Source organism: Enterobacter sp. KB-280D8 (assembly GCF_041399405.1).
GTDB lineage: Bacteria > Pseudomonadota > Gammaproteobacteria > Enterobacterales > Enterobacteriaceae > Enterobacter > Enterobacter cloacae_N.
Genome location: NZ_JBGKEC010000005.1, coordinates 1 through 26,343, shown reverse-complemented (window position 1 = coordinate 26,343; position 26,343 = coordinate 1). Strand labels below are relative to the sequence as shown.

The following is a 26,343-nucleotide window of genomic DNA, read 5'->3' as shown; positions in this document are numbered from 1 at the left end:
TTTTTGCACTTTGCTGGTTGTCGCATAGACTCTGGGACAACAGCACAAAGGGTTAAATTGCGATGGCTGCCACAGTGCGGGGTTATCGGGCTATTCATTTCGGATAAGGCTCGCTATAACCCTGAGTTGCAGGTCTATGCAGTGCCATTAACGATGACTGAGTGATGATGAAAAATGTTCTGATAAAGCTGACGGCGTTCAGCGGGGTAGTTTTGCTTTGCGGGTGTTCGAGCGTGATGTCTCACACCGGCGGTAAAGAAGGAACATATCCGGGGACGCGCGCCAGCGCGGCGATGATCTCCGATGACGATACCAACTGGGGCACCAAATCCCTGGTTATCCTGGATATGCCTTTCACGGCAGTCGCCGATACGCTGCTGCTGCCGTGGGACATGTTCCGCACGGACAATTCCGTGCGCTCACGCGTTGAGAAAAGCGAGCAGGAAAATCTGGCGACCAATTCCGTCATCCCGCCCGCTGCAATGCCCCCGCGCTAGTCCTCAGCGGTTTCCGTTAGCCACAGCTGGCGGAAACCGCCCGTCTCTTCCATCCATGCAATAAAGCGCCCGTCCGGGGAAAACACGACGGCATCAGCAGACGGCGGGTTGCCGTGATCGGACGTCAAAAACGTTACCTCTCCGCTCAGCGCGTCGCAGCAGGCGATCCGGTTTTCAAGCACAAATCCCAGCATGTTCCCGGAAGGGTGCCAGTTAAACGCAGACTGAATCCCGCTCTCCGTATGGGTTAACTGGCGCGGCTCGCCGCCCTCAGGAGAGATCAGCCACAGCTGCACAATGCCGTTATCATCCCGCATCAGAAACGCGATCTGCGTCTCCTGCGGATTACTGCGAACCCAGTGACGCGGCACGTTCACCAGGCCTGGATACGCCCTCTTATGCGTAAAGGTCAAACGACGCTGCATCACCCCGGCGGGCGGCGCTGGCAGGGTGTCTGGCGTTCCCTGCAGCGGCGCATCACCCGCTCGTTTCCAGCCCTGCTCGTCTTCTGGCAGGTTAACAATAAACAGTTCAGGCACTTTTTCGCCCTGCGCGGACAGGGTATCGCCGATAAACGCCAGCCTGTTGTTGCCCACCCAGCCCTCTTCGTAGGCGCGGTTGATTTCATCGCTGCCCGGCTGCGGGTCGGGCGTCGTGCGGCTGACCAGCACGCTCCAGAACGTGCCAGAATATTCACGCGGATGGTTCCCCTGCGGGTTCACCGGGCCGAAAGGCGCCGCCACGCCGACATTGCGTAAATCGAGCTTTGGATCGTGCTCATGTAAAACATGGTCGTTATAGGTGAAGCTGACGAACTGCCCGTTCGGGCTGAAGACGTGCACGTGGCTGCCGCCGCGCAGCGCGCCTGCGGTGTAAGGGGCAGTGATATCCAGCGCGTCCAGATTGCTGACCTGACCGTTATGCGCAATCACCCCCTGACGATGATGAAAATCGTAGCGCCAGCCTGCATCCGGATTTTTCGGGCCGTGGATAAAGACGTATTTATCCTCTGCCGGGTGAACGGTCACCACACCAACATGCGCGCCGTCAGTGGCGCGATAGACCACCTCCACCTCACCCGTAGCGACATTGACCCGCTCAATGGTTTCGCCGGTGAAGGACGCGCCTGACGGACGTACGTCGTAGACCAGCCACCGGCTGTCCGGCGTCCAGGTATTGACGTTGGTGAGCTGGTGGTTGCGGGAGGCGAAGGTGATTTGTTTCATGAGGATACCCTGATGCACGGTGAGTGCATCAGGGTAAAACATCCGCAGGGATTAGCCTACTCGTTTCACATCGCCCACCAGCAGGATGTAGGAGAGAGCCCCGATCAGCGCTACGGCAGAGATGTAGACCAGCGCCGGACCGAAGCCGTAGTCCTGCGCCAGGTAGCCGATGACCAGCGGTACGGTGATCCCGCCCAGTCCGCCGACAAAGTTGAACACGCCGCCGGTCAGGCCAATCAGCCGCATCGGCGCAAGGGACGACACCAGCGACCAGGTGATAGAGGCGAAACCGTTACCAAAGAACGCCACCGCCATCAGGGCCATAATCCACACCGGATCGTTGGTGTAGTTGGCACCCATGATGCAGGTTGAGATCAGCAAGCCGCAGATAATCGGCGTTTTACGCGCCACGCCCAGCGAGTACCCTTTTTTCACCAGCTTATCGGCCAGCCAGCCGGAGAGCAGCACGCCGAAAAATGCGGCGAGGAACGGCACGGTGGTCATAAAGCCCGCTTTCAGCGCGGTAATCCCCTTCTCCTGCGTCAGGTAGTTCGGGAACCAGGTCAGGAAGAACCACAGCGTAGAAGTAACCGCGAACTGGCCCAGATAAACGCCCACCAGCTTACGGTGGAAGACCAGCTTCCAGTCCGCTTTGGTCAGCGGCTGGCGCGCCTCTTTTTTCACCGGCGCATCACCATCCACCAGACCACCGCCGTCGCGGATGTAGTCCAGCTCGGCCCTGGTGATACTTTTGGTCAGACGCGGCGGCTGATAGACCTTGAACCAGATAAGCGACCAGATAATGCCAATCCCGCCGGTGACGATGAACACCCAGTGCCAGCTCAGCAGCTCCTGGATCCAGATCAGCAGCGGCGTCAGGAACGCCAGGCCGACAAACTGCCCGGAGGTGTAAAAACCAACGGCGGACGCGCGCTCGTGTTCCGGGAACCAGCTGGTCACCATACGGTTGTTGGTCGGAAACGCGGGCGCTTCGAAAACCCCGGTGATGGCACGCAGGCCAATCAGCGACATCAGCCCGGTGGCGAAGCCCTGGAACAGGGTCGCCACGGACCAGCCTAATATGGCGATAAAGTAGGTCAGACGTGAACCCACGCGGTCAAGAAACCAGCCGCCGGGGATCTGGCATAAGGTATACAGCCAGGCAAACGCCGAGAAGACGTAGCCCATTTCCGCTTTGGTGATGCCAAACTCTTCCTGAATATGGGCCGATGCCACGGCAAGGTTGGCGCGGTCGACATAGCAAATGACCACGGTAATAAAGATCATAATCAGCGTCAGGTAGCGGCGACGCCCGGTTTTTGTAGCGGTAACTGGAATATCCATCGCAATCTGTCTCCAGATTTTGGGCATAGCGAAGCCGCTCACCATGCCCTGTAATTTACAGAGGGTGTATTTGGTTTTTTTAATTAAAAACGTAAACAGAATGCGCTAAATAATTCGTGCTGGGGGAAGGCGGCAAGTTTTCGCATCCCCGGGAGCATACAAAAGTATGTGACCGGGGTAATAAAACGCAGCCAACGCATCACCAGCGCGAAGTATGACGCGCATTTACCATTCGGCTACGCTGCCGTCCTCATGACGCCACAGCGGGTTTCGCCAGTCCGGCGCATTCTTACTCAGCTCAATGACTTTAGCTTCGTCAATTTCCACGCCAAGGCCCGGCTTCGTTAGCGGTTTAAAGAAACCGCCTTCCATGCAGAAGTCTTCTTTATTTTTCACAAAATCGAGCAGTTCCGCGCCCTTGTTATAGTGAATCCCCATGCTCTGTTCCTGGAACACCGCATTGCGGGAGACGAAGTCGACGTGCAGGCAGGCCGCCAGCGCGATTGGGCCGAGCGGGCAGTGCGGTGCCAGCGCCACGTCGTAAGCTTCTGCCATCCCGGCAATTTTGTAGCATTCGGTGATGCCGCCCGCATGAGAGAGATCAGGCTGCAGGATCGCAATCCCGCCCGCTTCGAGCACGCGTTTAAACTCGAAGCGCGAGAACATACGTTCACCCGCCGCGATAGGAATGTGGGTCTGTTCAGCCAGCTTCGGATAGTACTCCGCCTGCTCGGCCAGCACCGGCTCTTCGATAAACAGCGGGCGATAAGGCTCCAGCTCTTTAATCAACACTTTGGCCATCGGCGCGCTGACGCGGCCGTGGAAATCCAGGCCAAACTCAATCTCGTTGCCGAAGGCTTCACGAATTTGCGCCACGGTATTGACCGCCCGGTCTACCGCACGCGAATTGTCGATAACGCCCATCTCTTCGCAGCCGTTGAGCTTGAAGGTGTCAAAGCCGATGTTGCGCAGCTGCGTGATGCCGTCGATCACTTCCGCCGGACGGTCGCCACCGACCCAGCTGTAGGCTTTGATTTTGTCGCGCACCAGGCCGCCCATAAGCTGCCAGACCGGCGCGTTAAGCACTTTACCTTTGATATCCCACAGCGCCTGGTCGATACCGGCGATGGCGCTCATCAGGATCGGACCACCGCGGTAGAAGCCCGCGCGGTACATCACCTGCCAGAGGTCGTTAATGCGCGCCGGATCCTGACCAATCAGGTATTCGCCCAGCTCGTGTACTGCCGCTTCAACGGTGCGCGCGCGCCCTTCAATCACCGGTTCGCCCCAGCCTACAACCCCTTCATCGGTTTCGATTTTCAGGAACATCCAGCGCGGGGGTAAACGGTACGTGGTGAGTTTGGTTATTTTCATTTCACTGCCTCTCGATACGCTTTCACAAATGCTGCCGCCTGCTGTGCGGTACGTTCCACGGACTGTCCGGCACGATAAAGATCGCTGCCCAGCCCTGCGCCCACACAACCAGCGCTCATCCACTGGCCCAGGTTTTCTGGCGTTACGCCGCCCACAGCAAAGACCGGCACGCTGGCGGGCAATACCGCTTTCAACGCCTTGATGTAGTCCGGTCCAAAAGCCGATGACGGGAAAATTTTGAGCGACTGCGCGCCCGCATCAAGGGCAGTAAAGGCTTCTGTGGCGGTGGCGCAGCCCGGGCAGACTGTCATGCCGTAACCCACTGCGCGGCGGATCACCTCAGGCTGAATATTGGGTGTGACGATAAGCCTGCAGCCCATCTTTGCCAGCCGATCGACCTGCTCAGGCTGTAACACGGTACCTGCGCCAATCAGCGCCTTATCGCCGAAGGCCTCTACCACGGCCGGAATGCTTTTTTCCCACTCGGGCGAGTTGAGCGGGATTTCTACCGCGTCGAACCCGGCGTCGATAACCGCGCCGACGTGGTCTAACACCTCATCGGGCGTGATGCCGCGCAAAATCGCGATAAGGGGAAGATCAGTTTGCCACTGCATGAGCGATGCTCCTTATTCCTGCCTGAAATGCCGTGTCGCCGGATACCGTCGAAACATCACGCCCAACGGCGCGAAATGCCTGTTCGTAGCGCGACGTTAGCGATGCGCCTGCGACAATCGTAATGGCCTGCTCGTGCGCGATGAACTCACGCATGCTGGCGACCTCTGCGCCAATCAGCAGGCCGGAGAGAAACTCGCTGACCTGCTCGCGCGGGAGAAGTCCCAGCACGTGCGAGGCGCGAACCTCAAAAAGCTGCGGCAAAACGTCAGGGGAGGCGATCCCACGTTCAAGCCCGGCGGCAAACGCCTCTGACGAGGATTCCTGCTCAGGTAAACCGGCCCCGACCAGCGAATGGTTGAGCAGCAAATGGTGCAGCTCGCCGGTCATTACGGTGCGAAAATCGTGGATTTGCTCAGTGTCAGCCTGGACCCACTTACAGTGCGTGCCGGGCATGACGTAGACAGAAGAAGGAGAGAGAGCGCGCGCGCCAAGCAGCTGCGTCTCTTCGCCGCGCATCACGTTGCGGTTATCGTCGCGAGAGACGCTCAAACCGGGAATAATCCAGATATTGTCGCCAACGGACGTTAACTGCTCACCAATAGCGGAGAAACGGGCGGGAACCGGCAGATAAGGTGCAATTTTCCAGCCTACGTTACTGCCCACCATTCCCGCCATTACCACCGACGTGGCGCTGTCGCGCCAGTTTTGTGTGACCTCAGCTAACACCGCCTCGGGGGATTTACCGTTCAGGCGCGTCACGCCTGCTTCTGATTGCCTGCTCTCCAGGCACTGCTCGCCCTGGTATAGCCAGGCGCGCAGATTGGTCGATCCCCAGTCAATTGCGATGTAGCGAGATGTCATGTGATTTCCTTCAGCCTTCGTGTCGAGCTGGCAATCATGGTAAGCGCCGCCTGCTCTGCCGCATCGCCGTCCTGATGCCGTATCGCATCGAACAGCGCTTTATGTTCCTGGAGCGTTTTTGGCATGTTGGCCTCATCACCCATCCAGGTACGTTCAAATACCGCTCGCTGTAGCGAGCTGATCGCCACGCTAAGCTGCTGTAATACCGGGTTATGCACCGACTGCAGCACCGCTTCGTGATAGCGAATGTCCGCCTCGTTGAATGCCTCCCGGTTCTGGTTATTGGCGATCATGTCGTTTAAAGCCGATTCAATCTGGGCCAAATCACCGGAGGTCGCGCGTTCCGCCGCCCAGCGCGCAATTGCCGGCTCCACCAGGTTTCGAACTTCACTCATCGCGCCGATAAGCCTCGGGTCGTAGTCGTTTTCCAGCACCCACTGCAGCACGTCGGTATCGAGGTAGTTCCACTGGTTGCGCGGGGCAACAAACGCGCCGCGATAGCGCTTCATTTCAATCAGCCGCTTCGCCATCAGCGAGCGGAACACTTCCCGGATGATGTTGCGCGAGGTTTCAAACTCCTCGCACAGTTCAGCCTCTGCGGGGAGCGGCGAACCGGGAACGTATTTACCGCCCACAATCTGGGTACCCAGCGTGATAACAATGCGATCGGTTTTATTGAGTGTCATGGAGAGTCCTTGTGCTCTGTATGTCCATCACTACTTTACCGCGACCGCTGAATTTCACCTCACTTTTGCAGTACAAACGTGAGAGAGTTCGTCTTTGCTGTGGTGACAATGTAGTACAATCAATTAATGTTGTACTACAATCAAGATCACAAAAAGAACAATTGGATAAATTCAGCGCAAAAAAAAGCCCCGGTTGATAACCGAGGCTGATGATTGAAAATAAGCGTTACTGCAGCACAAACTTCTCGATCGCGTAGGCAACGCCGTCTTCCAGGTTGGATTTGGTGACGAAATTAGCCACTTCTTTCACCGACGGAATGGCGTTATCCATCGCCACGCCCACGCCCGCGAATTCAATCATCGCGATGTCGTTCTCCTGGTCGCCGAGCGCCATGATCTCTTCAGGTTTGATGCCCAGCGTATCAGCAAGCGATTTCACACCGGTACCCTTATTGACGCGTTTATCGAGGATTTCGAGGAAATACGGCGCACTTTTCAGCACGGTGTACTTCTCTTTTACCTCGGCGGGAATGCGCGCGATGGCTTTATCCAGGATCTCCGGCTCGTCGATCATCATCACCTTCAGGAACTGCGTCGCCGGGTCCATTTTCTCGGCTTCACAGAACACCAGCGGAATGGTCGCAACGTAGGATTCATGTACCGTGTAGTAGCTGATATCGCGGTTGGCGGTGTAGAGCGTATTGCGATCGAGCGCGTGGAAGTGGGAGCCCACTTCACGGGACAGTTTTTCCAGGAACAGGTAGTCGTCATAGTTCAGCGCGGTTTGCGCAACCGTACTGCCATCTGCGGCTTTCTGCACCAGCGCGCCGTTATAAGTGATGCAGTAATCACCCGGCTGATTCATGTGCAGCTCTTTCAGGTAGCTGTGAACGCCCGCATACGGACGCCCCGTGGTCAGAACCACATTCACACCCTTTGCGCGTGCGGCGGCGATCGCATTTTTAACGGCTGGAGAGATAGTGTGGTCTGGCAGCAGCAGCGTGCCGTCCATATCGATTGCAATAAGTTTGATAGCCATGAGTTCCCCGGGATAAATGAGTGCTGCCTCATGCTAACGCGATTAAGCCCACAAAAATAGAGCTACATTGCGCAACAGAAACACCCCTTTTACGCTTATCCCGGGGAACGACGACTTACTCGCGGGTGAGAACGATTTTACCGAATGCGCCGCGATCCAGATGTTCAAGGGCCTGTTCAAGCTCGTTAAAACGGTAGCGATGCTCAATCACCGGCTTCAGTCCCGTGACGTCAACAGCGCGGACAAAATCTTCCAGCGCCCGACGGTGCCCCACGCCAATCCCCTGAATGACGGGGGATTTCAGCAGCAGCTCGCCAGCAGGCAGCGAAATGTCAGTTCCGGCCAGCACGCCAATGACGGAGATACGCCCATGAACGGCAACGGCACGCAGGGAATGCTTCAGGTTCTCCCCACCTACGGTTTCGATAATATGGTCGATGCCGCGATCCTGAGTCAGCGCCAATGCCTCTTCAGCCCAGTCACTTTTCAGGCGGTTGACGCCCTGTCTGGCGCCCAGTTTTTTGGCGAGCGCCAGCTTTTCATCGCTCCCGGACGTGACAATGACCTCTGCGCCGTGCGCTTTTGCAATTTGCAGGGCGAAAATCGCCACACCGCCCGTCCCCTGTACCAGTACCGATTGCCCGGCGCGGAGCTGACCCCGCTCCACCAGTGCGAACCAGGCGGTAAGACCTGCGCAGGGTAACGTGCTGGCCTCTGCGTCATCCAGGGTTTCCGGGGAAGCCACCAGCGCGTTTTCATTTACAATCACATACTCGGCCAGCATTCCCTGGAAATAGCCGCCGGACGTTTTGTAGGGCAAGTTGCGCGCGTCTGCCTGCGGCTTGCCGTCGATCCACTCCGGGAAGAAGGTTGAAATAACGCGAGCGCCAGGTTTGAAACGCGTAACGCCTTCACCCACGCTGTCCACCACGCCCGCCATGTCAGACGCCGGGGTGAACGGGAAGGAAAGCGGGATCGGCATCGTGCCTTCAATGACCATTTTATCGCGGTAGTTGAGCGCAACGGCATTTACCCGCACGCGCACTTCACCCGGGCCTGGCTGGGGAACCGGTTCATGAACGAGTTTAAGATTCTCGCGCCCGAGGGCGTTCATTGACCAGCGCTGCATTGTTTCTGTCATTTTTTCTCCTGCCATCAGATAAGCTTCAGTAATGACAGTCTACCGTTGACTCATATTCTCCAGTGGCGATAAGTTTTCCCTTTATTGACGCCAGAATAGAGACAATCTATGTCCGATACGCTGAAGGATATTCCTGTTTTTGTGGCCGCCGTTGAGGCGGGTAGTTTTGCGCAGGCCGCCATTCGTCTGCATTTGTCACGCTCGGCGGTAGGAAAAAGCATCGCTCGCCTCGAACAGCGGTTGGGCGTTCGTCTTTTTCACCGCACCACCCGCAGCCAGAGGCTGACCGATAACGGCGCCCTTTTTTATGAACGCTGCCTGCGCGCGCTGGAGGAAATCCGTGGCGCGGAATCGCTACTTGAAACAGGGAAACAGCAGGTCAGTGGCCGCCTGCGCGTTGCCATGCCGGTACTGTTTGGCCGTCAGTGCGTCGCCCCGCTGCTGATCGCGCTGGCGCAGGAACACCCCGGGCTTGAACTGGAAATGTCATTCAGCGACCGCGTGGTGGATCTGGTCGAGGAAGGGTTTGATATGGCGGTACGTAACGGCACGCTGCAGGACAGCAGCGTGCTGGTGGCCAGAAAGCTTGGAGAACACCGCATGGTGCTGTGCGCAGCGCCGGATTACCTGCAGAAGAAAGGCCAGCCACAACGCGTTGATGATTTACCCCAGCATACTGCCATTAACTATCTGCGCGCGGGCAGAGTGTTGCCCTGGCAGTTGATGGATGACGAAGGAACGTCTCGCACCTTTACTCCCCGTTCGTCGCTAAACATGGATGATTTGCAGGCTATTTGCGACGCTGCGCTGGCCGGGCACGGCATTGCCTGGTTGCCCTGCTGGATGGTCATCAAAGAAATTCATCAGGGAAAACTCGTCCCGCTCCTGAAGCAGGCGCCGGATGTTCACTTCAACGTTCATGCCGTCTGGCAGCTGACGCCTCATCTGCCGCTGAGGGTTAGAATTGCTGTAGATACGCTGGCGAGCCGTTTACCGGCTGTGATGTCGCTGGACCTTCCTGCGCCCATAAAAAAGCCGCGCTGAAGCGCGGCTTTTATCGCAGTGTAACGGCATTAGATATCGATATTCGCCGCTTTCAGCGCGTTCTCTTCGATGAAGGCACGACGCGGTTCAACCGCGTCACCCATCAGAGTGGTGAACAGCTGGTCCGCAGCAATCGCGTCTTTCACGGTGACGCGCAGCATGCGACGGCTTTCCGGATCCATGGTGGTTTCCCACAGCTGATCCGGGTTCATTTCGCCCAGACCTTTATAACGCTGGATAGACAGACCGCGACGGGACTCTTTCACCAGCCATTCCAGCGCCTGCTCGAAGCTGGCTACCGGCTGACGACGCTCGCCACGTTCGATGAACGCATCGTCTTCGATCAGGCCGCGCAGCTTCTCGCCGAGGGTGCAGATACGACGGTATTCCGGACCGGTCACAAATTCGTGCTCCAGCGGATAGTCGGTGTCGACGCCGTGGGTACGGACGCGAACGATAGGCTCAAACTGCTGCGCCGCATTCTGCTGAACGTCGAACTTCCACTGGCTGCCGTGCTGTTCTTTCTCGTTCAGCTCGCTCACCAGAGCGTTCACCCAGCGCGTCACGGTCTGCTCGTTGCTCAGATCGGCTTCGGTCAGGGTTGGCTGATAGACCAGTTCCTTCAGCAGGGCTTTTGGATAACGACGCTCCATACGGCCAATCATTTTCTGCGTGGCGTTGAACTCGGAGACCAGACGCTCCAGCGGCTCGCCTGCCAGTGCCGGAGCGCTGGAGTTCGCGTGCAGGGTTGCACCGTCAAGGGCGATCGCGATTTGGTACTGATCCATCGCGTCGTCATCTTTGATGTACTGTTCCTGCTTGCCTTTCTTCACCTTGTACAGAGGCGGCTGTGCAATGTAGACGTGGCCACGCTCAACGATTTCAGGCATCTGACGATAGAAGAAGGTCAACAGCAGCGTACGGATGTGCGAGCCGTCGACGTCCGCATCGGTCATGATGATGATGCTGTGATAGCGCAGCTTGTCCGGGTTGTACTCATCGCGGCCAATGCCGCAGCCCAGCGCGGTGATGAGCGTCGCCACTTCCTGGGAAGAGAGCATCTTGTCGAAGCGCGCTTTCTCAACGTTGAGGATTTTACCCTTCAGCGGCAGAATCGCCTGGTTTTTACGGTTACGGCCCTGCTTCGCAGAACCGCCCGCGGAGTCCCCTTCCACAAGGTACAGTTCGGACAACGCCGGGTCGCGTTCCTGACAGTCAGCCAGCTTGCCCGGCAGGCCCGCTAAGTCCAGCGCGCCTTTACGACGGGTCATCTCACGGGCTTTACGCGCCGCTTCACGGGCACGCGCCGCATCGATAATTTTGCCCACAACGATTTTCGCGTCGTTCGGGTTTTCCAGCAGGTACTCGCTCAGCAGTTCGTTCATCTGCTGCTCAACCGCTGATTTCACCTCGGAAGAGACCAGCTTGTCTTTGGTCTGTGAGGAGAACTTCGGATCCGGCACCTTAACGGAAACAACGGCAATCAGGCCTTCACGGGCGTCGTCACCGGTGGCGCTGACTTTAGCTTTTTTGCTGTAGCCTTCTTTGTCCATGTAGGCGTTCAGGGTACGGGTCATCGCCGCGCGGAAGCCCGCAAGGTGAGTACCGCCGTCACGCTGTGGAATGTTGTTGGTGAAGCAGTAGATGTTTTCCTGGAAACCATCGTTCCACTGCAGCGCCACTTCCACGCCGATACCGTCTTTTTCGGTGGAGAAGTAGAAGATATTCGGGTGAATTGGCGTTTTGTTCTTGTTCAGATACTCAACGAACGCCTTGATACCGCCTTCGTAGTGGAAGTGGTCTTCTTTGTTGTCACGCTTGTCGCGCAGGCGAATCGATACGCCGGAGTTCAGGAACGACAGTTCACGCAGGCGTTTCGCCAGGATGTCGTACTCGAATTCGGTGACGTTAGTGAAGGTTTCGAGGCTCGGCCAGAAACGCACCATGGTACCGGTTTTGTCGGTATCGCCGGTAACGGCCAGCGGGGCTTCAGGCACGCCGTGCTGGTAAATCTGACGGTGAATTTTGCCTTCGCGCTGGATGACCAGCTCCAGCTTCTGCGACAGGGCGTTAACTACGGAAACGCCTACACCGTGCAGGCCGCCGGAAACTTTATAGGAGTTATCGTCGAACTTACCGCCTGCGTGCAGAACGGTCATGATCACTTCCGCAGCGGATACGCCCTCTTCCGGGTGAATACCGGTTGGGATGCCACGGCCATCATCGGTGACGGAGACGGAGTTGTCAGCATGGATGGTGACCACGATGTCTTTACAGTGACCCGCGAGCGCTTCGTCGATAGCGTTATCTACCACCTCGAATACCATGTGGTGCAGACCGGTGCCGTCATCCGTGTCGCCGATATACATACCCGGGCGCTTACGCACCGCATCCAGCCCTTTCAGGACTTTGATACTGGAGGAGTCATAAGAATTCGACATCAACGTTTCTCGCTCATTTCAACTTGGGTTAATCCGTTATTTTACCCTTTTCCACGGTAAACATCTTCGAATTTTCGTCCGACATGTCCATAACGTGTTCAGCGCTTATGGCGCTGACGAAAACCTGCGACTGCGTGGCTTTTAAGCGGCTGGCAAGCAGCCCGCGCCGCGCGTCGTCAAGTTCCGAGGCAAAATCATCTATCAGGTACAGGCAGCGCCGCCCGCTCTCGCGGGTGAGGAACTCCCCCTGCGCCAGGCGCAGCGCGCACATCAGGAGCTTGAGCTGCCCGCGCGACAGCGTGTCTTCCACCGGCGCACCGTCGGCACGAATGCGAAAATCCGCCTTGTGCGGGCCGTGCGCGGTGTAGGTCAACATGCGGTCGCGCTCAAAGCTTCTCTCTAACACCTCGGCATAATCCGTCTCTTTCTCCCAGCCTCGCTGGAAGGAGAAGGTGAGAGAGAACTCGGGTAAAAACTGTTTGCAGGTGCCGGCCATGTCTTCGGCGATACCCGCGCTGTATTCGGCACGCCAGTTGCTGATTTGTTCCGCGAGAGGGATTAACTCCATGTCCCACGGACGCAGCTGGGCGTAACGGGTAACCTGGCGCAACGCGGCGTTACGCTGCTTGAGCAGACGCTTCAGGTTGCTCCAGGCGTTAAAGAAACCGGCTTCGTTGTGAAAGCATCCCCAGTCGAGGAACGCTCTTCTGTATTTGGGGCCGCCGTTGAGTAAAGTAAACCCCTCCGGCGTAATCAGCTGCATCGGCATCAGCAGCGCCAGCTCCGCCACTTTATGGCCGTCGGTGCCGTCGATGCGCACCTTGCTGTCGCCCTGCTTGTCTTTGGTCAGGCCGATGGAGGTTTCCCGCTCTGCGCCCTGCAAACGTCCGTGCAGAACAAAGGATTCCTGCTCGTGGCGAATGACGCGACCAATCTGCAAACTGCGAAACGCCCGACCGTGGCCGAGCGTATAGATGGCTTCCAGCACGCTGGTTTTGCCGCTGCCGTTCGCGCCAACCAGGAAGTTAAAGCCGGGGGATAAAGCGAGATCCGCGCTTTCGATATTGCGAAAGTCACGGATCAACAGACGGGTGAGCGACATTACAGTCTCATTGGCATGACAACATAAGCAGCCGACTGTGATGCGGCATCTTCAATCTGTACGCTCGAAACGGAGTCGGTCAGCAGGATGCGCACGTTCTCGCATTTCAGTGCATTGAGCACATCCAGCACGTAGCTGACGTTAAAGCCGATTTCCATCTCAGCCCCGGCGTAGGTGACGTCCAGAATCTCTTCTGCCTCTTCCTGCTCCGGGTTATTAGCGGTGATTTTGATCTGGTTTTCACTCACGTAAAGGCGCACGCCGCGGAATTTCTCGTTAGAGAGGATCGCGGCACGGGCAAACGCCTGCTTGAGGCTATCGCAGCCCGCTTCCAGCGTTTTGTCCGGGTTCTTCGGCAACACGCGGCGATAATCCGGGAAACGGCCGTCAACCAGCTTCGATGTGAAGACAAAATCGCCCACGTGCGCGCGGATGTTATTGCTGCCGATCTGCACGCGCAGCGGCGTGTCGCCACCGTCGAGCATACGCATCAGCTCAATCACCCCTTTACGCGGCACGATCACCGAATGGTTTGGCAGTGAGTCGCCAATCGGCATAGAACAGACCGCCAGACGGTGGCCGTCGGTAGCCACGGTACGCAGCTCTTCACCTTCGGTTTCGAACAGCATGCCGTTTAAGTAGTAACGAACGTCCTGATGCGCCATGGAGAACTGCGTGGCTTCAATCAGACGCTTCATCGTCGCCTGCGGCAGGGTGAATTCCACTTCACTCTGCCAGTCGTCCAGGTTCGGGAAGTCTGCAGCTGGCAGCGTGGAGAGCGAGAAACGGCTGCGGCCAGAGCGCACCAGCATGCGGTCGCCTTCCAGCTGCACGGCGATTTCAGCGCCTTCCGGCAGCCCGCGGCAGATATCAAAGAATTTACGTGCCGGAACCGTGGTCGCGCCCGCGTCGTGCGGCTGCGTCAGCGTAACGCGCGCGATCATTTCCATTTCCAGATCTGTACCGGTCAGCGACAGCGTACCGTCCGCGACCTGAAGCAGCAGGTTTCCGAGAATAGGCAGCGTTGGGCGGCCGCCTAATGGGCCACTCACCTGTTGCAGCGGTTTTAATAAATGTTCACGTTCAACGGTAAATTTCATAGCGTCACGATGATAATGTTCTGATTAGATTGGAAAAATCTTCTTTTATGTCGTGGCTTTCTTCGCGTAACTGCTCAATCTTGCGACAAGCGTGCAGCACGGTCGTATGGTCACGGCCACCAAACGCATCGCCGATTTCCGGCAGACTGTGGTTGGTTAACTCCTTTGCCAGCGCCATCGCCATCTGACGCGGACGCGCCACCGAGCGGGAACGACGTTTAGACAGTAAATCTGCCACTTTGATCTTGTAGTACTCAGCCACCGTCTTTTGAATATTGTCGATAGTGACCAGTTTTTCCTGCAATGCCAGCAAATCACGCAGCGCTTCACGCACAAAATCGATGGTGATCGCACGACCGGTAAAGTTGGCATTGGCGATAACGCGGTTCAGCGCCCCTTCCAGCTCACGCACGTTGGAGCGCAGACGCTTGGCAATGAAGAACGCCACTTCACCCGGCAGGCGAATATCGTTCTCATCGGCTTTCTTCATCAGGATCGCAACGCGGGTTTCCAGCTCCGGTGGCTCGATCGCCACGGTCAGGCCCCAGCCGAAGCGGGATTTCAGACGATCTTCAACGCCGTTGATCTCTTTTGGATAACGATCCGAGGTCAAAATGATCTGCTGATTACCTTCCAGCAGGGCGTTGAAGGTGTGGAAAAATTCTTCCTGCGATCGTTCTTTATTGGCAAAGAACTGGATGTCATCGATCAGCAGCGCGTCAACGGAACGGTAGTAGCGTTTAAACTCTTCGATCGCATTGTTTTGCAGGGCTTTTACCATGTCCTGAACGAAGCGCTCGGAGTGCATATACACCACTTTCGCGTTAGGCTTGCGGGCCATAATGCCGTTACCTACCGCATGCAGCAGGTGGGTTTTACCGAGACCCGTGCCGCCATAGAGGAACAGCGGGTTGTAGGCACCGCCGGGGTTATCCGCAACCTGACGGGCCGCCGCGCGCGCCAGCTGGTTCGACTTACCTTCAACGAAGTTATCGAACGTGTGTTTCACGTTAACGTTAGAGCGATAGGTTGGCTCTGCGGGGGCAGGGACGTTATCCCAGCCCTGACGAGCGGGTGCGACGCGAGGTGCCGGAGCCGGAACAGCCTGAGCAGGCGCGGCTACATTTACGGTTTCACGAACGGTTTGGGTGACCGGCTTTGTGCCCACTTCAAAACGCAGCTGTGGGACATCTGACCCGCAGAAATCGTTCAGCAGACCATTGATGTTATTAAGGTATTTGTCCCTTACCCAATCGAGCACAAAACGGTTTGGCGCATACAAAGCCAGCGTGTTATCGCTCAGCTCCGCCTGCAACGGGCGGATCCACATACTGAATTCTGTGGCTGGTAACTCATCCTGCAATCGGGCAAGACACTGCTGCCAAAGCGAAAGTGACACGGCGGACTCCACTCGAACAATAAAAGAAAACTATTGAATATTCATGATTGTTGGCGCACATCGACATGACCCTGTGTAAAGGGGGACGTGCGAATTGCTATCTGCAATTTATCCTGACCAGGATCCTGGGATCCCGATCGGGACCGCGGATCATAGCGTAAACTGAGCCAGAGATCTTCTGTTTCTCACAGATTCTTCCCGATTTATCCACAGGAAGATCCGAAACCGGGTAAGTGTAAACGATCCTGGCGCGAGTGCCCCGCGATTTAGCCCGCATATTGGAAAATTTAATGAGCAACGACAATTTATTGCTTAAATGATCTAACGAAGATCCGGGACGATCCTTGCGCTTTGTTGGCGAGGCCGTATAATCCTCGACCCGGCGCGTGATGCTCATCTTCCTGCGTCGTCCGTTGCTCATTTTCCACGCGAAATCGTGCGGAAATACGCGGGAAATAAGGAAAGAGAATTGACTCCGGAGTGTACAATTATTACAATCCGGCCTCTTTAATCACCCACGGCTTCGGCGTCCGTCATTCGAAACTCGGTCGGGCATCCGCAAAAGTCATGAATTTTTTCAAGTTTAGGTAGAAATCGCCATGAAACGCACTTTTCAACCGTCTGTACTGAAGCGCAACCGTTCTCACGGCTTCCGTGCTCGTATGGCTACTAAAAATGGTCGTCAGGTTCTGGCACGTCGTCGTGCTAAAGGCCGCGCTCGTCTGACCGTTTCCAAGTAATAAAGCTAACCCCTGAGTGGTTAAGCTAGCATTTCCCAGGGAGTTACGTTTGTTAACTCCCACTCATTTCACTTTCGTCTTCCAGCAGCCACAACGGGCTGGCACGCCGCAAATCACCATTCTCGGCCGCCAAAATTCGCTGGGGCATCCCCGCATCGGTCTCACAGTCGCTAAGAAAAACGTTAAGCGTGCGCATGAACGCAACCGGATTAAACGTCTGACGCGTGAAAGCTTCCGTTTACGTCAGCACGAACTGCCTTCTATGGATTTCGTGGTGGTGGCTAAAAAGGGGGTTGCCGACCTCGATAACCGTGCTCTCTCGGAAGCGTTGGAAAAATTATGGCGCCGCCACTGTCGCCTGGCTCACGGGTCCTGATAGCCCTCATTCGGGTCTATCAACGCCTGATTAGTCCGCTACTCGGGCCGCACTGCCGTTTCACACCAACATGCTCAAGCTATGGAATTGAGGCATTGCGCAGGTTTGGAGTGATAAAAGGCAGTTGGTTGACGGTGAAACGCGTATTAAAATGCCACCCTTTACACCCCGGTGGAGACGACCCCGTCCCCCCAGGACCTTTTGATACCAGAGAACACTAACGATGGATTCGCAACGCAATCTTCTTATCATCGCTTTGTTGTTCGTGTCTTTCATGATCTGGCAGGCATGGGAGCAGGATAAAAATCCTCAACCCCAGCAGCAGACCACGCAGACTACGACCACCGCAGCGGGTAGCGCCGCCGACCAGGGCGTACCGGCCAGTGGCCAGGGGAAACAGATTACGGTTAAGACCGATGTGCTTGAGCTGACTATCAACACCCGTGGTGGTGATGTTGAGCAGGCGCTGCTGTTGACCTACCCGAAAGAGCTGAAGTCTAACGAACCGTTCCAGTTACTGGAAACCACACCGGAGTTCCTGTATCAGGCGCAGAGCGGCCTGACCGGTCGTGATGGCCCGGATAACCCGGCTAACGGCGCGCGTCCACTGTATAACGTCGACAACGACACCTTTGTGCTGGCTGACGGCCAGAACGAACTCGTTATCCCGATGACCTACACCGACGCGGCAGGCAACACCTTCACCAAAACCTTCACTCTGAAACGCGGTGAGTATGCGGTGAACGTGGGCTACAGCGTACAAAACACCGGTGCGAAACCGCTGGAACTGTCTACCTTCGGTCAGCTGAAGCAGTCCATCAATCTGCCTTCTCACCGTGACACCGGAAGCAGCAACTTTGCGCTGCATACCTTCCGTGGCGCGGCGTACTCCACGCCTGACGCGAAGTACGAGAAATACAAATTCGACACCATTGCCGATAACGAAAACCTGAACGTCAGCTCCAAAGGCGGTTGGGTAGCAATGCTGCAACAGTATTTCGCAACGGCATGGATCCCAAATAACGACGGTACCAATAACTTCTACACCGCGAACCTGGGCAACGGTATTGCAGCCATCGGCTATAAATCACAGCCGGTTCTGGTTCAGCCGGGTCAAACCGGTAAGCTGGCAAGCACCCTGTGGGTCGGCCCGGAAATCCAGGACAAAATGGCAGCCGTCGCGCCGCACCTGGATCTGACCGTGGATTACGGCTGGTTGTGGTTCATCTCTCAGCCGCTGTTTAAGCTGCTGAAGTTCATCCACAGCTTCCTGGGTAACTGGGGCTTCTCCATCATCGTTATCACCTTCATCGTTCGTGGCATCATGTACCCGCTGACCAAAGCGCAGTACACCTCCATGGCGAAGATGCGCATGCTGCAGCCGAAGATTCAGGCGATGCGTGAGCGTCTGGGCGATGACAAACAGCGTCAGAGCCAGGAAATGATGGCCCTGTATAAAGCAGAAAAAGTGAACCCGTTGGGTGGTTGCTTCCCGCTGCTGATTCAGATGCCAATCTTCCTTGCGCTGTACTACATGCTGATGGGTTCCGTTGAGCTGCGCCACGCGCCGTTCGCCCTGTGGATCCATGACCTGTCCGCACAGGACCCGTACTACATCCTGCCGATCCTGATGGGTGTGACGATGTTCTTCATCCAGAAGATGTCGCCGACCACCGTGACCGACCCGATGCAGCAGAAGATCATGACCTTTATGCCGGTCATCTTCACCGTGTTCTTCCTGTGGTTCCCGTCAGGTCTGGTGCTGTACTATATCGTCAGCAACCTGGTGACCATCATCCAGCAGCAGCTGATTTACCGTGGTCTGGAAAAACGTGGCCTGCATAGCCGCGAAAAGAAAAAGTCCTGATTCGGTAAGTTAACGCTAAAATAAGGGCGGTCGATTGACCGCCTTTTTTTATTTGTATTGAACGAGACCAACCATGAGCCATAACGACACTATCGTCGCCCAGGCAACCCCACCGGGACGCGGTGGTGTAGGCATTCTGCGTATCTCCGGCCTGAAGGCGCGCGAGGTGGCCGAAGCGGTGCTGGGTAAACTGCCAAAGCCGCGCTACGCTGATTACCTGCCGTTTAAAGATGCGGACGGCACGCCGCTGGACCAGGGCATTGCGCTGTGGTTCCCCGGCCCGAACTCCTTCACCGGCGAAGACGTGCTGGAGCTGCAGGGCCACGGCGGCCCGGTTATCCTCGACCTGCTGTTAAAACGTATTCTGACCCTGCCTGGCCTGCGCATTGCGAAGCCGGGCGAGTTCTCCGAACGTGCTTTCCTCAACGACAAGCTCGACCTGGCGCAAGCAGAAGCGATTGCAGACCTGATCGACGCCAGTTCGGAACAGGCGGCACGCTCCGCGCTTAACTCGCTGCAGGGGGCATTCTCCGCACGCGTAAATCATCTTGTGGAAGCACTTACTCACCTCAGGATCTACGTGGAGGCGGCTATCGATTTCCCGGACGAGGAAATCGACTTCCTCTCTGACGGTAAAATCGAAGCCCAGCTCAACCAGGTGATGAACGATCTCGACGCCGTGCGTGCCGAAGCGCGCCAGGGCAGCCTGCTGCGTGAAGGGATGAAGGTGGTCATTGCTGGTCGCCCTAACGCCGGGAAATCGAGCCTGCTGAACGCTCTGGCAGGCCGTGAAGCGGCGATCGTCACCGACATTGCCGGCACCACCCGCGACGTACTGCGCGAGCATATCCACATCGACGGGATGCCGCTGCATATCATTGATACCGCGGGCCTGCGCGATGCCAGCGATGAAGTGGAACGCATCGGTATCGAACGCGCCTGGCAGGAGATCGAGCAGGCCGACCGCGTACTGTTTATGGTCGACGGCACCACGACCGACGCCGTTGACCCGGCGGAGATCTGGCCGGACTTTATCGCCCGTCTGCCGGCCAAACTGCCGATCACCGTGGTGCGTAACAAAGCAGATGTTACCGGCGAAACGCTGGGTATCAGCGATGTGAATGGTCACTCACTGATTCGCCTGTCGGCGCGTACGGGTGAAGGCGTGGACGACCTGCGCAACCATCTCAAGCAGAGCATGGGCTTTGATACCAGTATGGAAGGCGGCTTCCTGGCGCGTCGTCGTCACCTGCAGGCGCTGGAAGAGGCGGCGAACCACCTTGTTCAGGGGAAAGCGCAGCTGATCGGCGCGTGGGCGGGCGAGCTGCTGGCGGAAGAGCTGCGTCTGGCGCAGCAGAATCTGAGCGAGATCACCGGGGAGTTTACGTCGGACGATCTGCTGGGAAGGATTTTCTCAAGCTTCTGTATCGGTAAATAGTTCCCGCTAATCAATGGTGATTTCCTCTCAGGAAATCACCATTGTCCAAATGGCAACTCGCCTAATCCCTTTTCACCCCCTATCCTGCATGCCTGCATCTATGGGGGGTTTATGGCGCGTTTTCTGTTTTGTAGTTTCGCATTAGTTCTTCTTTATCCGTCCGGCATTGATATGTATCTGGTGGGATTACCGCACATCGCACGCGATCTGGGTGCCAGCGAAGCGCAGCTGCACATCGCGTTTTCGGCCTACCTCGCGGGGATGGCGTCGTCGATGGTCTTTGCCGGGAAAATTGCGGATAAGGCAGGCCGTCAGCCCGTCGCGATAACCGGTGCCATCATCTTTGCCCTAGCCTCTCTTCTCTGCTCACAGGCGCAGAACAGCACCGTGTTCCTGGCAGGACGGTTCATCCAGGGCATTGGTGCCGGTGGCTGCTACGTGGTGGCGTTTGCGATTTTGCGCGACACCTTAAGCGCCCAGCGCCGCGCTAAAGTGCTTTCGATGCTGAACGGCATTACCTGCATCATCCCGGTGCTGGCTCCGGTCGTGGGCTATCTGATCATGCTGAAATTCCCGTGGCAGAGCCTGTTCTGGACCATGGCGGCCATGGGCACGCTGGTGTTTATCCTGTCGATCGCCGTGCTGAAAGAGACCCACCCGGGCTCGCAGAATTCCAGCCATACCGCAACCATTCATCCGGCAGAGAAGCTTCTCAACCGCTTTTTCCTCAGCCGTCTGGCTGTGACGACCTTAAGCGTGGCGGTGATCCTGACGTATGTAAACGTTTCCCCGGTGTTGCTGATGGAGACCATGGGTTTCGATCGCGGTGAGTATTCAACGGTGATGGCATTAACCGCGATGGTTAGTATGGCCGTTTCGTTTTCGACGCCGTTTGCGCTAAATGTTTTCAGCCAACGTACATTGATGCTGACCTCACAGGTTTTATTCCTCGCCGCAGGCGCGATCCTGGCGACCACCAGCTCACATGCGGTGATGCTGGTGGGCATTACCCTCATCTGTGCTGGGTTCTCGGTTGGCTTTGGCGTGGCGATGAGTCAGGCGCTCGGCCCGTTCTCGCTGCGGGCAGGCGTGGCAAGCTCGGTGCTGGGGATCGCACAGGTCTGCGGCTCGTCTCTGTGGATATGGCTGGCGGCAGTCATCGGACTTAACGCGCTCAATATGCTGATCGGGATACTGATTGCCTGTAGCATGGTCTGCATCACCTTACTTATGGTCATCCGGCCCGCGGCACACTATGAAGAAGCCCATCAGCAGTCTCGATCTTAACCTGTTGCTTTGCCTGCAGCTTTTGCTGCAGGAGCGCAGCGTCACCAAAGCTGCGAAGCGGATGAACGTGACGCCGTCGGCGGTGAGCAAATCGCTGGCCAAGCTGCGCGACTGGTTTGACGACCCGCTGTTTGTCAAAACGCCGTTAGGGCTGCTGCCCACCCCGCTGACGGTCAGCCTGGAGCAGGATCTGGCCGACTGGATGCAAATCGGCAACCAGATCCTCGACAAATTCCACCATGATTCGCCAGGCGGGCTAACGTTCGTGCTGGCCGCCGAAACGCCGCTGATGCTCATCCGCTTTAACACCCTGCTGGAGCAAGTAAATCAGCGTTATCCGCAGGCGACGGTGAAGGTGCGTCACTGGGATTACGACTCACTGGACGCCATTACGCGCGGGGAAGTGGACGTTGGCTTCACCGGTCGTGAAACGCACCCGCGCTCGCGTGAACTGCTGAAGCTGATGCCGTGGTTTATCGACTACGAAATCCTGTTTAGCGACCGCCCTTGCGTCTATTTACGCGAGGACCATCCCGCTCTGCAGGAGGAGTGGAATCTGGAGACCTTCCTGCGCTATCCCCATATCAGTATCTTCTGGGAACGGAGCGACACCTGGGCGCTGGATGAGGTGCTAAAAGAGATGGGGCGGGAGAGAAACATTGCCATGTGTTTGCCGGGCTTTGAGCAGTCGATGTTTATGGCGGCACAGCCCGGCCATAACTATATCGCCACGGCTCCCCATTACTGTCGCCACTACAATGAACTCCACCAGCGGAAGCTGATCGCGCTTCCTATTCCCATTGACGAAGCGCAGGCTGAAAAGCTGACCGTTCCCTTCACGCTAATCTGGCATAAACGGAACAGCCATAATCCGAAAATTCTCTGGCTGCGGGAAACCATCAAGGCGTTGTACGGTGGCAGCGATCCAATTTTTGCCTAAGAAAATGTAAAGTTCGGCCCTCAGGCTTCTTTTACTCCTATTTACTGATTAAAACAGGAGTCAAGTTAAGCGATAATCATGTAACCGTTTAACCGATTACGACCATTATCAAGGAGCGAAAAATGGCAACGCACTTTGCAAGAGGGATACTTACAGAAGGACGTCTCGTATCGGCAAGACTCTCTTCAGCCTGTCACAGTGAGGCACTCAAACTCCCCGAACACCGCAGGACGCGGTTTTTAGCCTCCAGAGCGCTTCTCGCAGAACTGCTGTTTATGCTGTACGGCACCAGCGAACTGCCCGAGATCGTCACGCAACCAGAAGGCCGACCGGTCTTTGCCGACCCGGAACTCCCCCGTTTTTCTATTGCCTATACGGGGAATATCATTGGCGTGGCGCTGACCACCGAAGGCGATTGCGGGCTGGATATGGAACTTCAGCGTGCGACGCGGGGGTTTCATGGCGCAAGCCCGCACGATGACTACCCGCTTTCCAGCAATGAAAAGCTGTGGGTACGCAACCAGAACGATCCTGTTGAAGCCCGAGCCCAGCTCATCACCCTGCGCCAGAGCATTCGCAAGCTCTGCGGATGCGCTTCAGACGACGCCAGCCTGTTGCAATTGTTGCCGGGCTCCGGACGCCTGCGTGCCGCTAAAGCCACGCTTGTAGAGGCGCTCAGCGATGCAGAAGATGTGTTGATATGGTCTGTTGCAGTCAGCCCTGCCATCGAACGGCTAAAGATTTGGGAATTTGACAGCAAAGAGGGATGGAGTAGCCTTCCGGATGTGCCCGAGCGCGCCAACGAGCCCGCCGCACGCCTGATGCGTTTAACCAGTTTACCGGCAGAAAAAGCATTTACCCATAGCTGATCCAATCAGGGTCATCATGATGAAACAGGAGTAATCATGTCTGATACGTTGAAAGTAGTTACGTTACTGGGAAGCCTGCGCAAAGGTTCATTTAACGGAATGGTTGCCCGCACGCTGCCGCAGCTGGCCCCGGCAGGTATGGAAATTAGCGCCCTGCCATCTATTGGCGATATCCCGCTTTATGATGCAGATGTCCAGCAGGAAGAAGGGTTCCCGCAGAGCGTTGAGGCACTGGCAGAGCAAATTCGCCAGGCCGACGGCGTGGTCATTGTCACGCCGGAGTATAACTACTCGGTTCCGGGTGGCCTGAAGAACGCCATCGACTGGCTGTCTCGTTTACCGGAGCAGCCGCTGTCCGGCAAACCGGTGCTGATCCAGACCAGCTCAATGGGCGCGATTGGCGGCGCGCGCTGCCAGTACCATCTGCGCCAGATCCTGGTGTTCCTCGATGCGATGGTGATGAACAAACCGGAATTTATGGGCGGTGTGATTCAGAACAAGGTCGACCCGCAAACGGGTGAAGTGGTGGATCAGAGCACGCGTGACCATCTCTCTGGCCAGCTAACGGCGTTTGGGGATTATATTAAGCGGGTGAAGGCGTAAGATCACTGCGGCCTGATGCCCTCACCCTGGCCCTCTCCCACGGGGAAAGGGAACAAACACTAAAGCCCTTTTCGAAGAAAAGGGCTTGCTGTTTATTTGGCGTCGATAAACACAATCTTCAGCACAAACAGCAGCGCCACGACAATCACGCATGGGCTGAGGTCGCGGAAGCGGCCGGTACCGATCTTCATTACGCAGTAAGAGATAAAGCCCAGCGCGATACCTTCGGTGATTGAGAAGCTGAACGGCATCATCACGGCGGTAATAAAGGCCGGCACCGCTTCGGTTAAATCTTCCCACTTCACGCGCGCCAGGCTCGACGTCATCAGCACACCCACGTAAATCAGTGCGCCGGCTGCCGCATACGGTGGAACCATACCCGCCAGCGGAGAGAGGAAAATCACCAGCAGGAACAGGATACCTACCACCACCGCCGTCAGGCCTGTACGGCCGCCCACGGAGACGCCGGAAGAGGATTCAATGTAAGCGGTAACAGACGAGGTGCCAATGAAAGAACCCGCCACGGAAGAGATACTATCCACATACAGCGCCTGCTTCATGCGCGGGAATTTGCCTTTCTCGTCCGCCAGACCCGCTTTATCGGTCACGCCAATCAGCGTACCGGAGGAGTCAAACAGGTTGACCAGCATGAAGGAGAAGATCACGCCCGCCAGGCCCAGGTTCAGGGAGCCCGCCAGGTCAACATGGCCAATCACGGTAGAGACGCTCGGTGGCGCAGAGACGATGCCGTTATAGTGAACGTCACCCAGCATCCAGCCCAGCAGGGTGGTCACCACGATGGACACCAGCACCGCCGCATGAATGTTGCGGGAGGCCAGGATCGCGATGATAAAGAAGCCCAGCACGCCCAGCAGCACGTTATGAGAGGTCAGATTGCCGATGCTCACCAGCGTTTCAGGGTTCGCCACGATCACACCGGCGTTTTTCAGCCCCATCATGCCGATGAACAGACCGATACCGCTGGTGATACCCACGCGCAGGCTCACAGGAATGTTCGCAATCATCCAGTAACGCACGCGGAAAATGGTCAGCAGCAGCAGGCCAATAGCGCCCCAGAAGATGGCACCCATGCCAACCTGCCACGGCAGACCCATCGCCTGAACTACCACGAACGCGAAGAACGCATTCAGGCCCATTGCCGGTGCCAGCGCAACCGGCAGGTTAGCGAACACGCCCATCAGGATGCTGCCAAGCGCCGCAATCAGACAGGTGGTTACAAAGACGGCGCTGGTGTCCATGCCAGCGACGCCCAAAATTTGCGGGTTCACAAAAACGATATAGACCATCGTCAGGAAGGTGGTGAAACCGGCGATCACTTCGGTGCGTGCCGTTGTGCCGTGCTCGCGCAGTTTAAACACGCGCTCAAGCAGACCCTGACCAGATGTCTGGGTAGTGTGTTGTTGACTCATCATCAATTTCCGAACAAGGAGGGAAAATTCGTCGCTATCCTATACCAAAATGCGACAATAGTGGCGGTTACGTGATACTTTTTTCATTGATTTTGCTTATACGGCAACGATTGCGTCCCGGCGAACTGCCGTACGAAAACGTTAAACTTGTTAAAAGGGAAAGGCATGTCCGGAATTGAAGCGGTATTTTTCGACTGCGACGGTACGCTGGTCGACAGTGAGGTCATTTGTTCCCGCGCGTATGTCACCATGTTCCAGGAATTTGGCATTACGCTGGAACTCGAAGAGGTGTTCAAACGCTTTAAGGGCGTAAAGCTCTACGAGATTATCGACATCATTAACAAAGAACACGGTGTCAGTCTGGCAAAAGCGGATCTGGAACCGGTGTACCGCGCCGAGGTCGCACGCCTGTTCGATTCTGAGCTGGAGGTCATTGCCGGTGCAAACGCGCTGCTGGATGCAATGACGGTGCCGATCTGTGTGGTCTCCAACGGCCCGGTCAGCAAAATGCAGCACTCGCTCGGCAAGCTTGAGATGCTGCACCATTTCCCGGAAAAACTGTTCAGCGGCTACGATATCCAGCGCTGGAAGCCAGATCCGGCGCTGATGTTCCATGCGGCAAACGCGATGAACGTCAACGTGAAGAACTGCATTCTGGTGGATGACTCGTCTGCGGGCGCGCAGTCGGGGATTGATGCGGGGATGGAGGTGTTTTACTTCTGTGCCGATCCGCACAACAGGCCGATCGATCATCCAAAAGTAACGACCTTTACCGATCTGGCGCAGTTGCCAGCGTTGTGGAAGGCGCGCGGATGGGATATTACTCGCTGAGTTTTCCCCTCACCCCAGGGGCTGAGGAATCCCCAGTAATTTATAAGCAGAAGCAGTAACTTTGTTTCAGAACGAGTTAAGGCTTTCAGCGAT

At 56.5% G+C, this 26,343-nt stretch carries 25 protein-coding genes; 12 read left to right on the top strand and 13 right to left on the bottom strand.

Annotated elements, in window-relative coordinates; translation table 11 throughout:
- The first annotated feature begins 164 nt into the window (after positions 1–164).
- The gene (locus tag AB8818_RS15450) at positions 165–497 is read left to right on the top strand and encodes a YceK/YidQ family lipoprotein (RefSeq protein ID WP_116343645.1); all 333 of its coding nucleotides are present in this window, start codon (positions 165–167) and stop codon (positions 495–497) included.
- On the opposite strand, the gene AB8818_RS15445 is transcribed toward AB8818_RS15450, so the two are convergent.
- From AB8818_RS15445 to AB8818_RS15410, 8 genes are all read right to left on the bottom strand, one after another.
- Complete coding sequence (locus tag AB8818_RS15445; RefSeq protein WP_192984747.1) at positions 494–1,723, bottom strand: DUF3748 domain-containing protein; 1,230 nt, start codon at positions 1,721–1,723, stop codon at positions 494–496. The two genes, AB8818_RS15450 and AB8818_RS15445, sit on opposite strands and share 4 nt — an antisense overlap.
- A 51-nt stretch (positions 1,724–1,774) precedes the next feature.
- Entirely contained in the window at positions 1,775–3,112 is a 1,338-nt protein-coding gene (locus AB8818_RS15440; RefSeq protein WP_192984749.1) for an MFS transporter, read from the bottom strand.
- Positions 3,113–3,292: 180 nt separating this feature from the next.
- Positions 3,293–4,441 (bottom strand): galactonate dehydratase, encoded by a 1,149-nt coding sequence (gene dgoD, locus AB8818_RS15435; protein ID WP_028014940.1) that lies wholly within the window; start codon positions 4,439–4,441, stop codon positions 3,293–3,295.
- On the bottom strand, positions 4,438–5,055 hold the full coding sequence (locus AB8818_RS15430) for a 2-dehydro-3-deoxy-6-phosphogalactonate aldolase (protein WP_116343649.1): 618 nt from the start codon (positions 5,053–5,055) through the stop codon (positions 4,438–4,440). Before AB8818_RS15430 ends, dgoD begins: the two co-directional genes overlap by 4 nt.
- Positions 5,039–5,917 (bottom strand): 2-dehydro-3-deoxygalactonokinase, encoded by an 879-nt coding sequence (locus AB8818_RS15425; protein WP_116343650.1) that lies wholly within the window; start codon positions 5,915–5,917, stop codon positions 5,039–5,041. Before AB8818_RS15425 ends, AB8818_RS15430 begins: the two co-directional genes overlap by 17 nt.
- Positions 5,914–6,603, bottom strand: coding sequence for a D-galactonate utilization transcriptional regulator DgoR (gene dgoR / locus AB8818_RS15420; protein ID WP_003861109.1), 690 nt, complete (start codon positions 6,601–6,603; stop codon positions 5,914–5,916). The genes AB8818_RS15425 and dgoR overlap by 4 nt, the downstream gene beginning before the upstream one ends.
- A 226-nt stretch (positions 6,604–6,829) precedes the next feature.
- Entirely contained in the window at positions 6,830–7,642 is an 813-nt protein-coding gene (gene yidA, locus AB8818_RS15415) for a sugar-phosphatase (RefSeq protein WP_192984751.1), read from the bottom strand.
- A 115-nt stretch (positions 7,643–7,757) separates the two neighbouring features.
- On the bottom strand, positions 7,758–8,783 hold the full coding sequence (locus AB8818_RS15410) for an NAD(P)-dependent alcohol dehydrogenase (protein ID WP_192984753.1): 1,026 nt from the start codon (positions 8,781–8,783) through the stop codon (positions 7,758–7,760).
- 108 nt (positions 8,784–8,891) lie between these two features.
- On the opposite strand from AB8818_RS15410, the gene AB8818_RS15405 reads away from it, so the two are divergent.
- Positions 8,892–9,827, top strand: coding sequence for a LysR family transcriptional regulator (locus tag AB8818_RS15405; RefSeq protein WP_116343653.1), 936 nt, complete (start codon positions 8,892–8,894; stop codon positions 9,825–9,827).
- A 29-nt stretch (positions 9,828–9,856) separates the two neighbouring features.
- On the opposite strand, the gene gyrB is transcribed toward AB8818_RS15405, so the two are convergent.
- The 4 genes from gyrB to dnaA are packed head-to-tail and all read right to left on the bottom strand — an operon-like array spanning position 9,857 to position 15,869.
- Complete coding sequence (gene gyrB, locus AB8818_RS15400) at positions 9,857–12,268, bottom strand: DNA topoisomerase (ATP-hydrolyzing) subunit B (RefSeq protein WP_116343654.1); 2,412 nt, start codon at positions 12,266–12,268, stop codon at positions 9,857–9,859.
- Positions 12,269–12,296: 28 nt separating this feature from the next.
- Positions 12,297–13,370, bottom strand: coding sequence for a DNA replication/repair protein RecF (gene recF / locus AB8818_RS15395; RefSeq protein WP_192984755.1), 1,074 nt, complete (start codon positions 13,368–13,370; stop codon positions 12,297–12,299).
- The gene (gene dnaN, locus AB8818_RS15390) at positions 13,370–14,470 is read right to left on the bottom strand and encodes a DNA polymerase III subunit beta (protein WP_008500170.1); all 1,101 of its coding nucleotides are present in this window, start codon (positions 14,468–14,470) and stop codon (positions 13,370–13,372) included. Before dnaN ends, recF begins: the two co-directional genes overlap by 1 nt.
- A gap of 4 nt (positions 14,471–14,474) precedes the next feature.
- A complete protein-coding gene (dnaA, locus tag AB8818_RS15385; RefSeq protein WP_032644944.1) occupies positions 14,475–15,869 on the bottom strand; it encodes a chromosomal replication initiator protein DnaA in 1,395 nt (464 codons plus the stop codon).
- A gap of 599 nt (positions 15,870–16,468) precedes the next feature.
- Between dnaA and rpmH the strand changes: the two genes are divergently transcribed.
- The 9 genes from rpmH to AB8818_RS15340 all read left to right on the top strand — a co-directional run bounded on the left by rpmH (position 16,469) and on the right by AB8818_RS15340 (position 23,989).
- Positions 16,469–16,609 (top strand): 50S ribosomal protein L34, encoded by a 141-nt coding sequence (rpmH, locus tag AB8818_RS15380; protein ID WP_000831330.1) that lies wholly within the window; start codon positions 16,469–16,471, stop codon positions 16,607–16,609.
- A gap of 16 nt (positions 16,610–16,625) precedes the next feature.
- On the top strand, positions 16,626–16,985 hold the full coding sequence (gene rnpA, locus AB8818_RS15375; protein WP_014072458.1) for a ribonuclease P protein component: 360 nt from the start codon (positions 16,626–16,628) through the stop codon (positions 16,983–16,985).
- A complete protein-coding gene (yidD, locus tag AB8818_RS15370; RefSeq protein WP_001307474.1) occupies positions 16,949–17,206 on the top strand; it encodes a membrane protein insertion efficiency factor YidD in 258 nt (85 codons plus the stop codon). Before rnpA ends, yidD begins: the two co-directional genes overlap by 37 nt.
- A 2-nt stretch (positions 17,207–17,208) precedes the next feature.
- Positions 17,209–18,852: a membrane protein insertase YidC gene (gene yidC / locus AB8818_RS15365; protein ID WP_163329966.1), complete on the top strand. Its 1,644-nt coding sequence runs from the start codon at positions 17,209–17,211 to the stop codon at positions 18,850–18,852.
- Between the two features lie 73 nt (positions 18,853–18,925).
- Positions 18,926–20,290, top strand: a complete 1,365-nt coding sequence (gene mnmE / locus AB8818_RS15360) for a tRNA uridine-5-carboxymethylaminomethyl(34) synthesis GTPase MnmE (RefSeq protein ID WP_116343658.1) — start codon at positions 18,926–18,928, stop codon at positions 20,288–20,290.
- A gap of 111 nt (positions 20,291–20,401) precedes the next feature.
- Positions 20,402–21,577 (top strand): MFS transporter, encoded by a 1,176-nt coding sequence (locus AB8818_RS15355; RefSeq protein ID WP_163329965.1) that lies wholly within the window; start codon positions 20,402–20,404, stop codon positions 21,575–21,577.
- A complete protein-coding gene (yidZ, locus tag AB8818_RS15350) occupies positions 21,546–22,517 on the top strand; it encodes an HTH-type transcriptional regulator YidZ (RefSeq protein WP_116343660.1) in 972 nt (323 codons plus the stop codon). Before AB8818_RS15355 ends, yidZ begins: the two co-directional genes overlap by 32 nt.
- Before the next feature lie 122 nt (positions 22,518–22,639).
- The gene (locus AB8818_RS15345; protein WP_116343661.1) at positions 22,640–23,386 is read left to right on the top strand and encodes a 4'-phosphopantetheinyl transferase superfamily protein; all 747 of its coding nucleotides are present in this window, start codon (positions 22,640–22,642) and stop codon (positions 23,384–23,386) included.
- A gap of 36 nt (positions 23,387–23,422) precedes the next feature.
- Positions 23,423–23,989 (top strand): NADPH-dependent FMN reductase, encoded by a 567-nt coding sequence (locus AB8818_RS15340; protein WP_014833835.1) that lies wholly within the window; start codon positions 23,423–23,425, stop codon positions 23,987–23,989.
- Between the two features lie 92 nt (positions 23,990–24,081).
- Here the strand turns inward: AB8818_RS15340 and adeP are convergent, their stop codons facing one another.
- On the bottom strand, positions 24,082–25,419 hold the full coding sequence (adeP, locus tag AB8818_RS15335) for an adenine permease AdeP (RefSeq protein WP_163330067.1): 1,338 nt from the start codon (positions 25,417–25,419) through the stop codon (positions 24,082–24,084).
- Between the two features lie 165 nt (positions 25,420–25,584).
- Between adeP and yieH the strand changes: the two genes are divergently transcribed.
- On the top strand, positions 25,585–26,250 hold the full coding sequence (gene yieH, locus AB8818_RS15330; protein ID WP_192984757.1) for a 6-phosphogluconate phosphatase: 666 nt from the start codon (positions 25,585–25,587) through the stop codon (positions 26,248–26,250).
- Positions 26,251–26,343 lie beyond the last annotated feature (93 nt).

Excerpts from the sequence above, each read along its gene's own strand:
- AB8818_RS15425 (WP_116343650.1), bottom strand. The coding sequence starts at position 5,917 with ATGACATCTCGCTACATCGCAATTGACTGGGGATCGACCAATCTGCGC.
- AB8818_RS15450 (WP_116343645.1), top strand. The coding sequence starts at position 165 with ATGATGAAAAATGTTCTGATAAAGCTGACGGCGTTCAGCGGGGTAGTT.
- dgoD (WP_028014940.1), bottom strand. The coding sequence starts at position 4,441 with ATGAAAATAACCAAACTCACCACGTACCGTTTACCCCCGCGCTGGATG.
- AB8818_RS15355 (WP_163329965.1), top strand. The coding sequence starts at position 20,402 with ATGGCGCGTTTTCTGTTTTGTAGTTTCGCATTAGTTCTTCTTTATCCG.
- AB8818_RS15445 (WP_192984747.1), bottom strand. The coding sequence starts at position 1,723 with ATGAAACAAATCACCTTCGCCTCCCGCAACCACCAGCTCACCAACGTC.
- dnaN (WP_008500170.1), bottom strand. The coding sequence starts at position 14,470 with ATGAAATTTACCGTTGAACGTGAACATTTATTAAAACCGCTGCAACAG.
- yieH (WP_192984757.1), top strand. The coding sequence starts at position 25,585 with ATGTCCGGAATTGAAGCGGTATTTTTCGACTGCGACGGTACGCTGGTC.
- AB8818_RS15345 (WP_116343661.1), top strand. The coding sequence starts at position 22,640 with ATGGCAACGCACTTTGCAAGAGGGATACTTACAGAAGGACGTCTCGTA.
- AB8818_RS15410 (WP_192984753.1), bottom strand. The coding sequence starts at position 8,783 with ATGACAGAAACAATGCAGCGCTGGTCAATGAACGCCCTCGGGCGCGAG.
- AB8818_RS15440 (WP_192984749.1), bottom strand. The coding sequence starts at position 3,112 with ATGGTGAGCGGCTTCGCTATGCCCAAAATCTGGAGACAGATTGCGATG.
- recF (WP_192984755.1), bottom strand. The coding sequence starts at position 13,370 with ATGTCGCTCACCCGTCTGTTGATCCGTGACTTTCGCAATATCGAAAGC.
- gyrB (WP_116343654.1), bottom strand. The coding sequence starts at position 12,268 with ATGTCGAATTCTTATGACTCCTCCAGTATCAAAGTCCTGAAAGGGCTG.
- adeP (WP_163330067.1), bottom strand. The coding sequence starts at position 25,419 with ATGAGTCAACAACACACTACCCAGACATCTGGTCAGGGTCTGCTTGAG.
- yidZ (WP_116343660.1), top strand. The coding sequence starts at position 21,546 with ATGAAGAAGCCCATCAGCAGTCTCGATCTTAACCTGTTGCTTTGCCTG.
- dgoR (WP_003861109.1), bottom strand. The coding sequence starts at position 6,603 with ATGACACTCAATAAAACCGATCGCATTGTTATCACGCTGGGTACCCAG.
- yidD (WP_001307474.1), top strand. The coding sequence starts at position 16,949 with ATGGCGCCGCCACTGTCGCCTGGCTCACGGGTCCTGATAGCCCTCATT.
- AB8818_RS15340 (WP_014833835.1), top strand. The coding sequence starts at position 23,423 with ATGTCTGATACGTTGAAAGTAGTTACGTTACTGGGAAGCCTGCGCAAA.
- AB8818_RS15430 (WP_116343649.1), bottom strand. The coding sequence starts at position 5,055 with ATGCAGTGGCAAACTGATCTTCCCCTTATCGCGATTTTGCGCGGCATC.
- yidA (WP_192984751.1), bottom strand. The coding sequence starts at position 7,642 with ATGGCTATCAAACTTATTGCAATCGATATGGACGGCACGCTGCTGCTG.
- yidC (WP_163329966.1), top strand. The coding sequence starts at position 17,209 with ATGGATTCGCAACGCAATCTTCTTATCATCGCTTTGTTGTTCGTGTCT.
- AB8818_RS15405 (WP_116343653.1), top strand. The coding sequence starts at position 8,892 with ATGTCCGATACGCTGAAGGATATTCCTGTTTTTGTGGCCGCCGTTGAG.
- mnmE (WP_116343658.1), top strand. The coding sequence starts at position 18,926 with ATGAGCCATAACGACACTATCGTCGCCCAGGCAACCCCACCGGGACGC.
- rpmH (WP_000831330.1), top strand. The coding sequence starts at position 16,469 with ATGAAACGCACTTTTCAACCGTCTGTACTGAAGCGCAACCGTTCTCAC.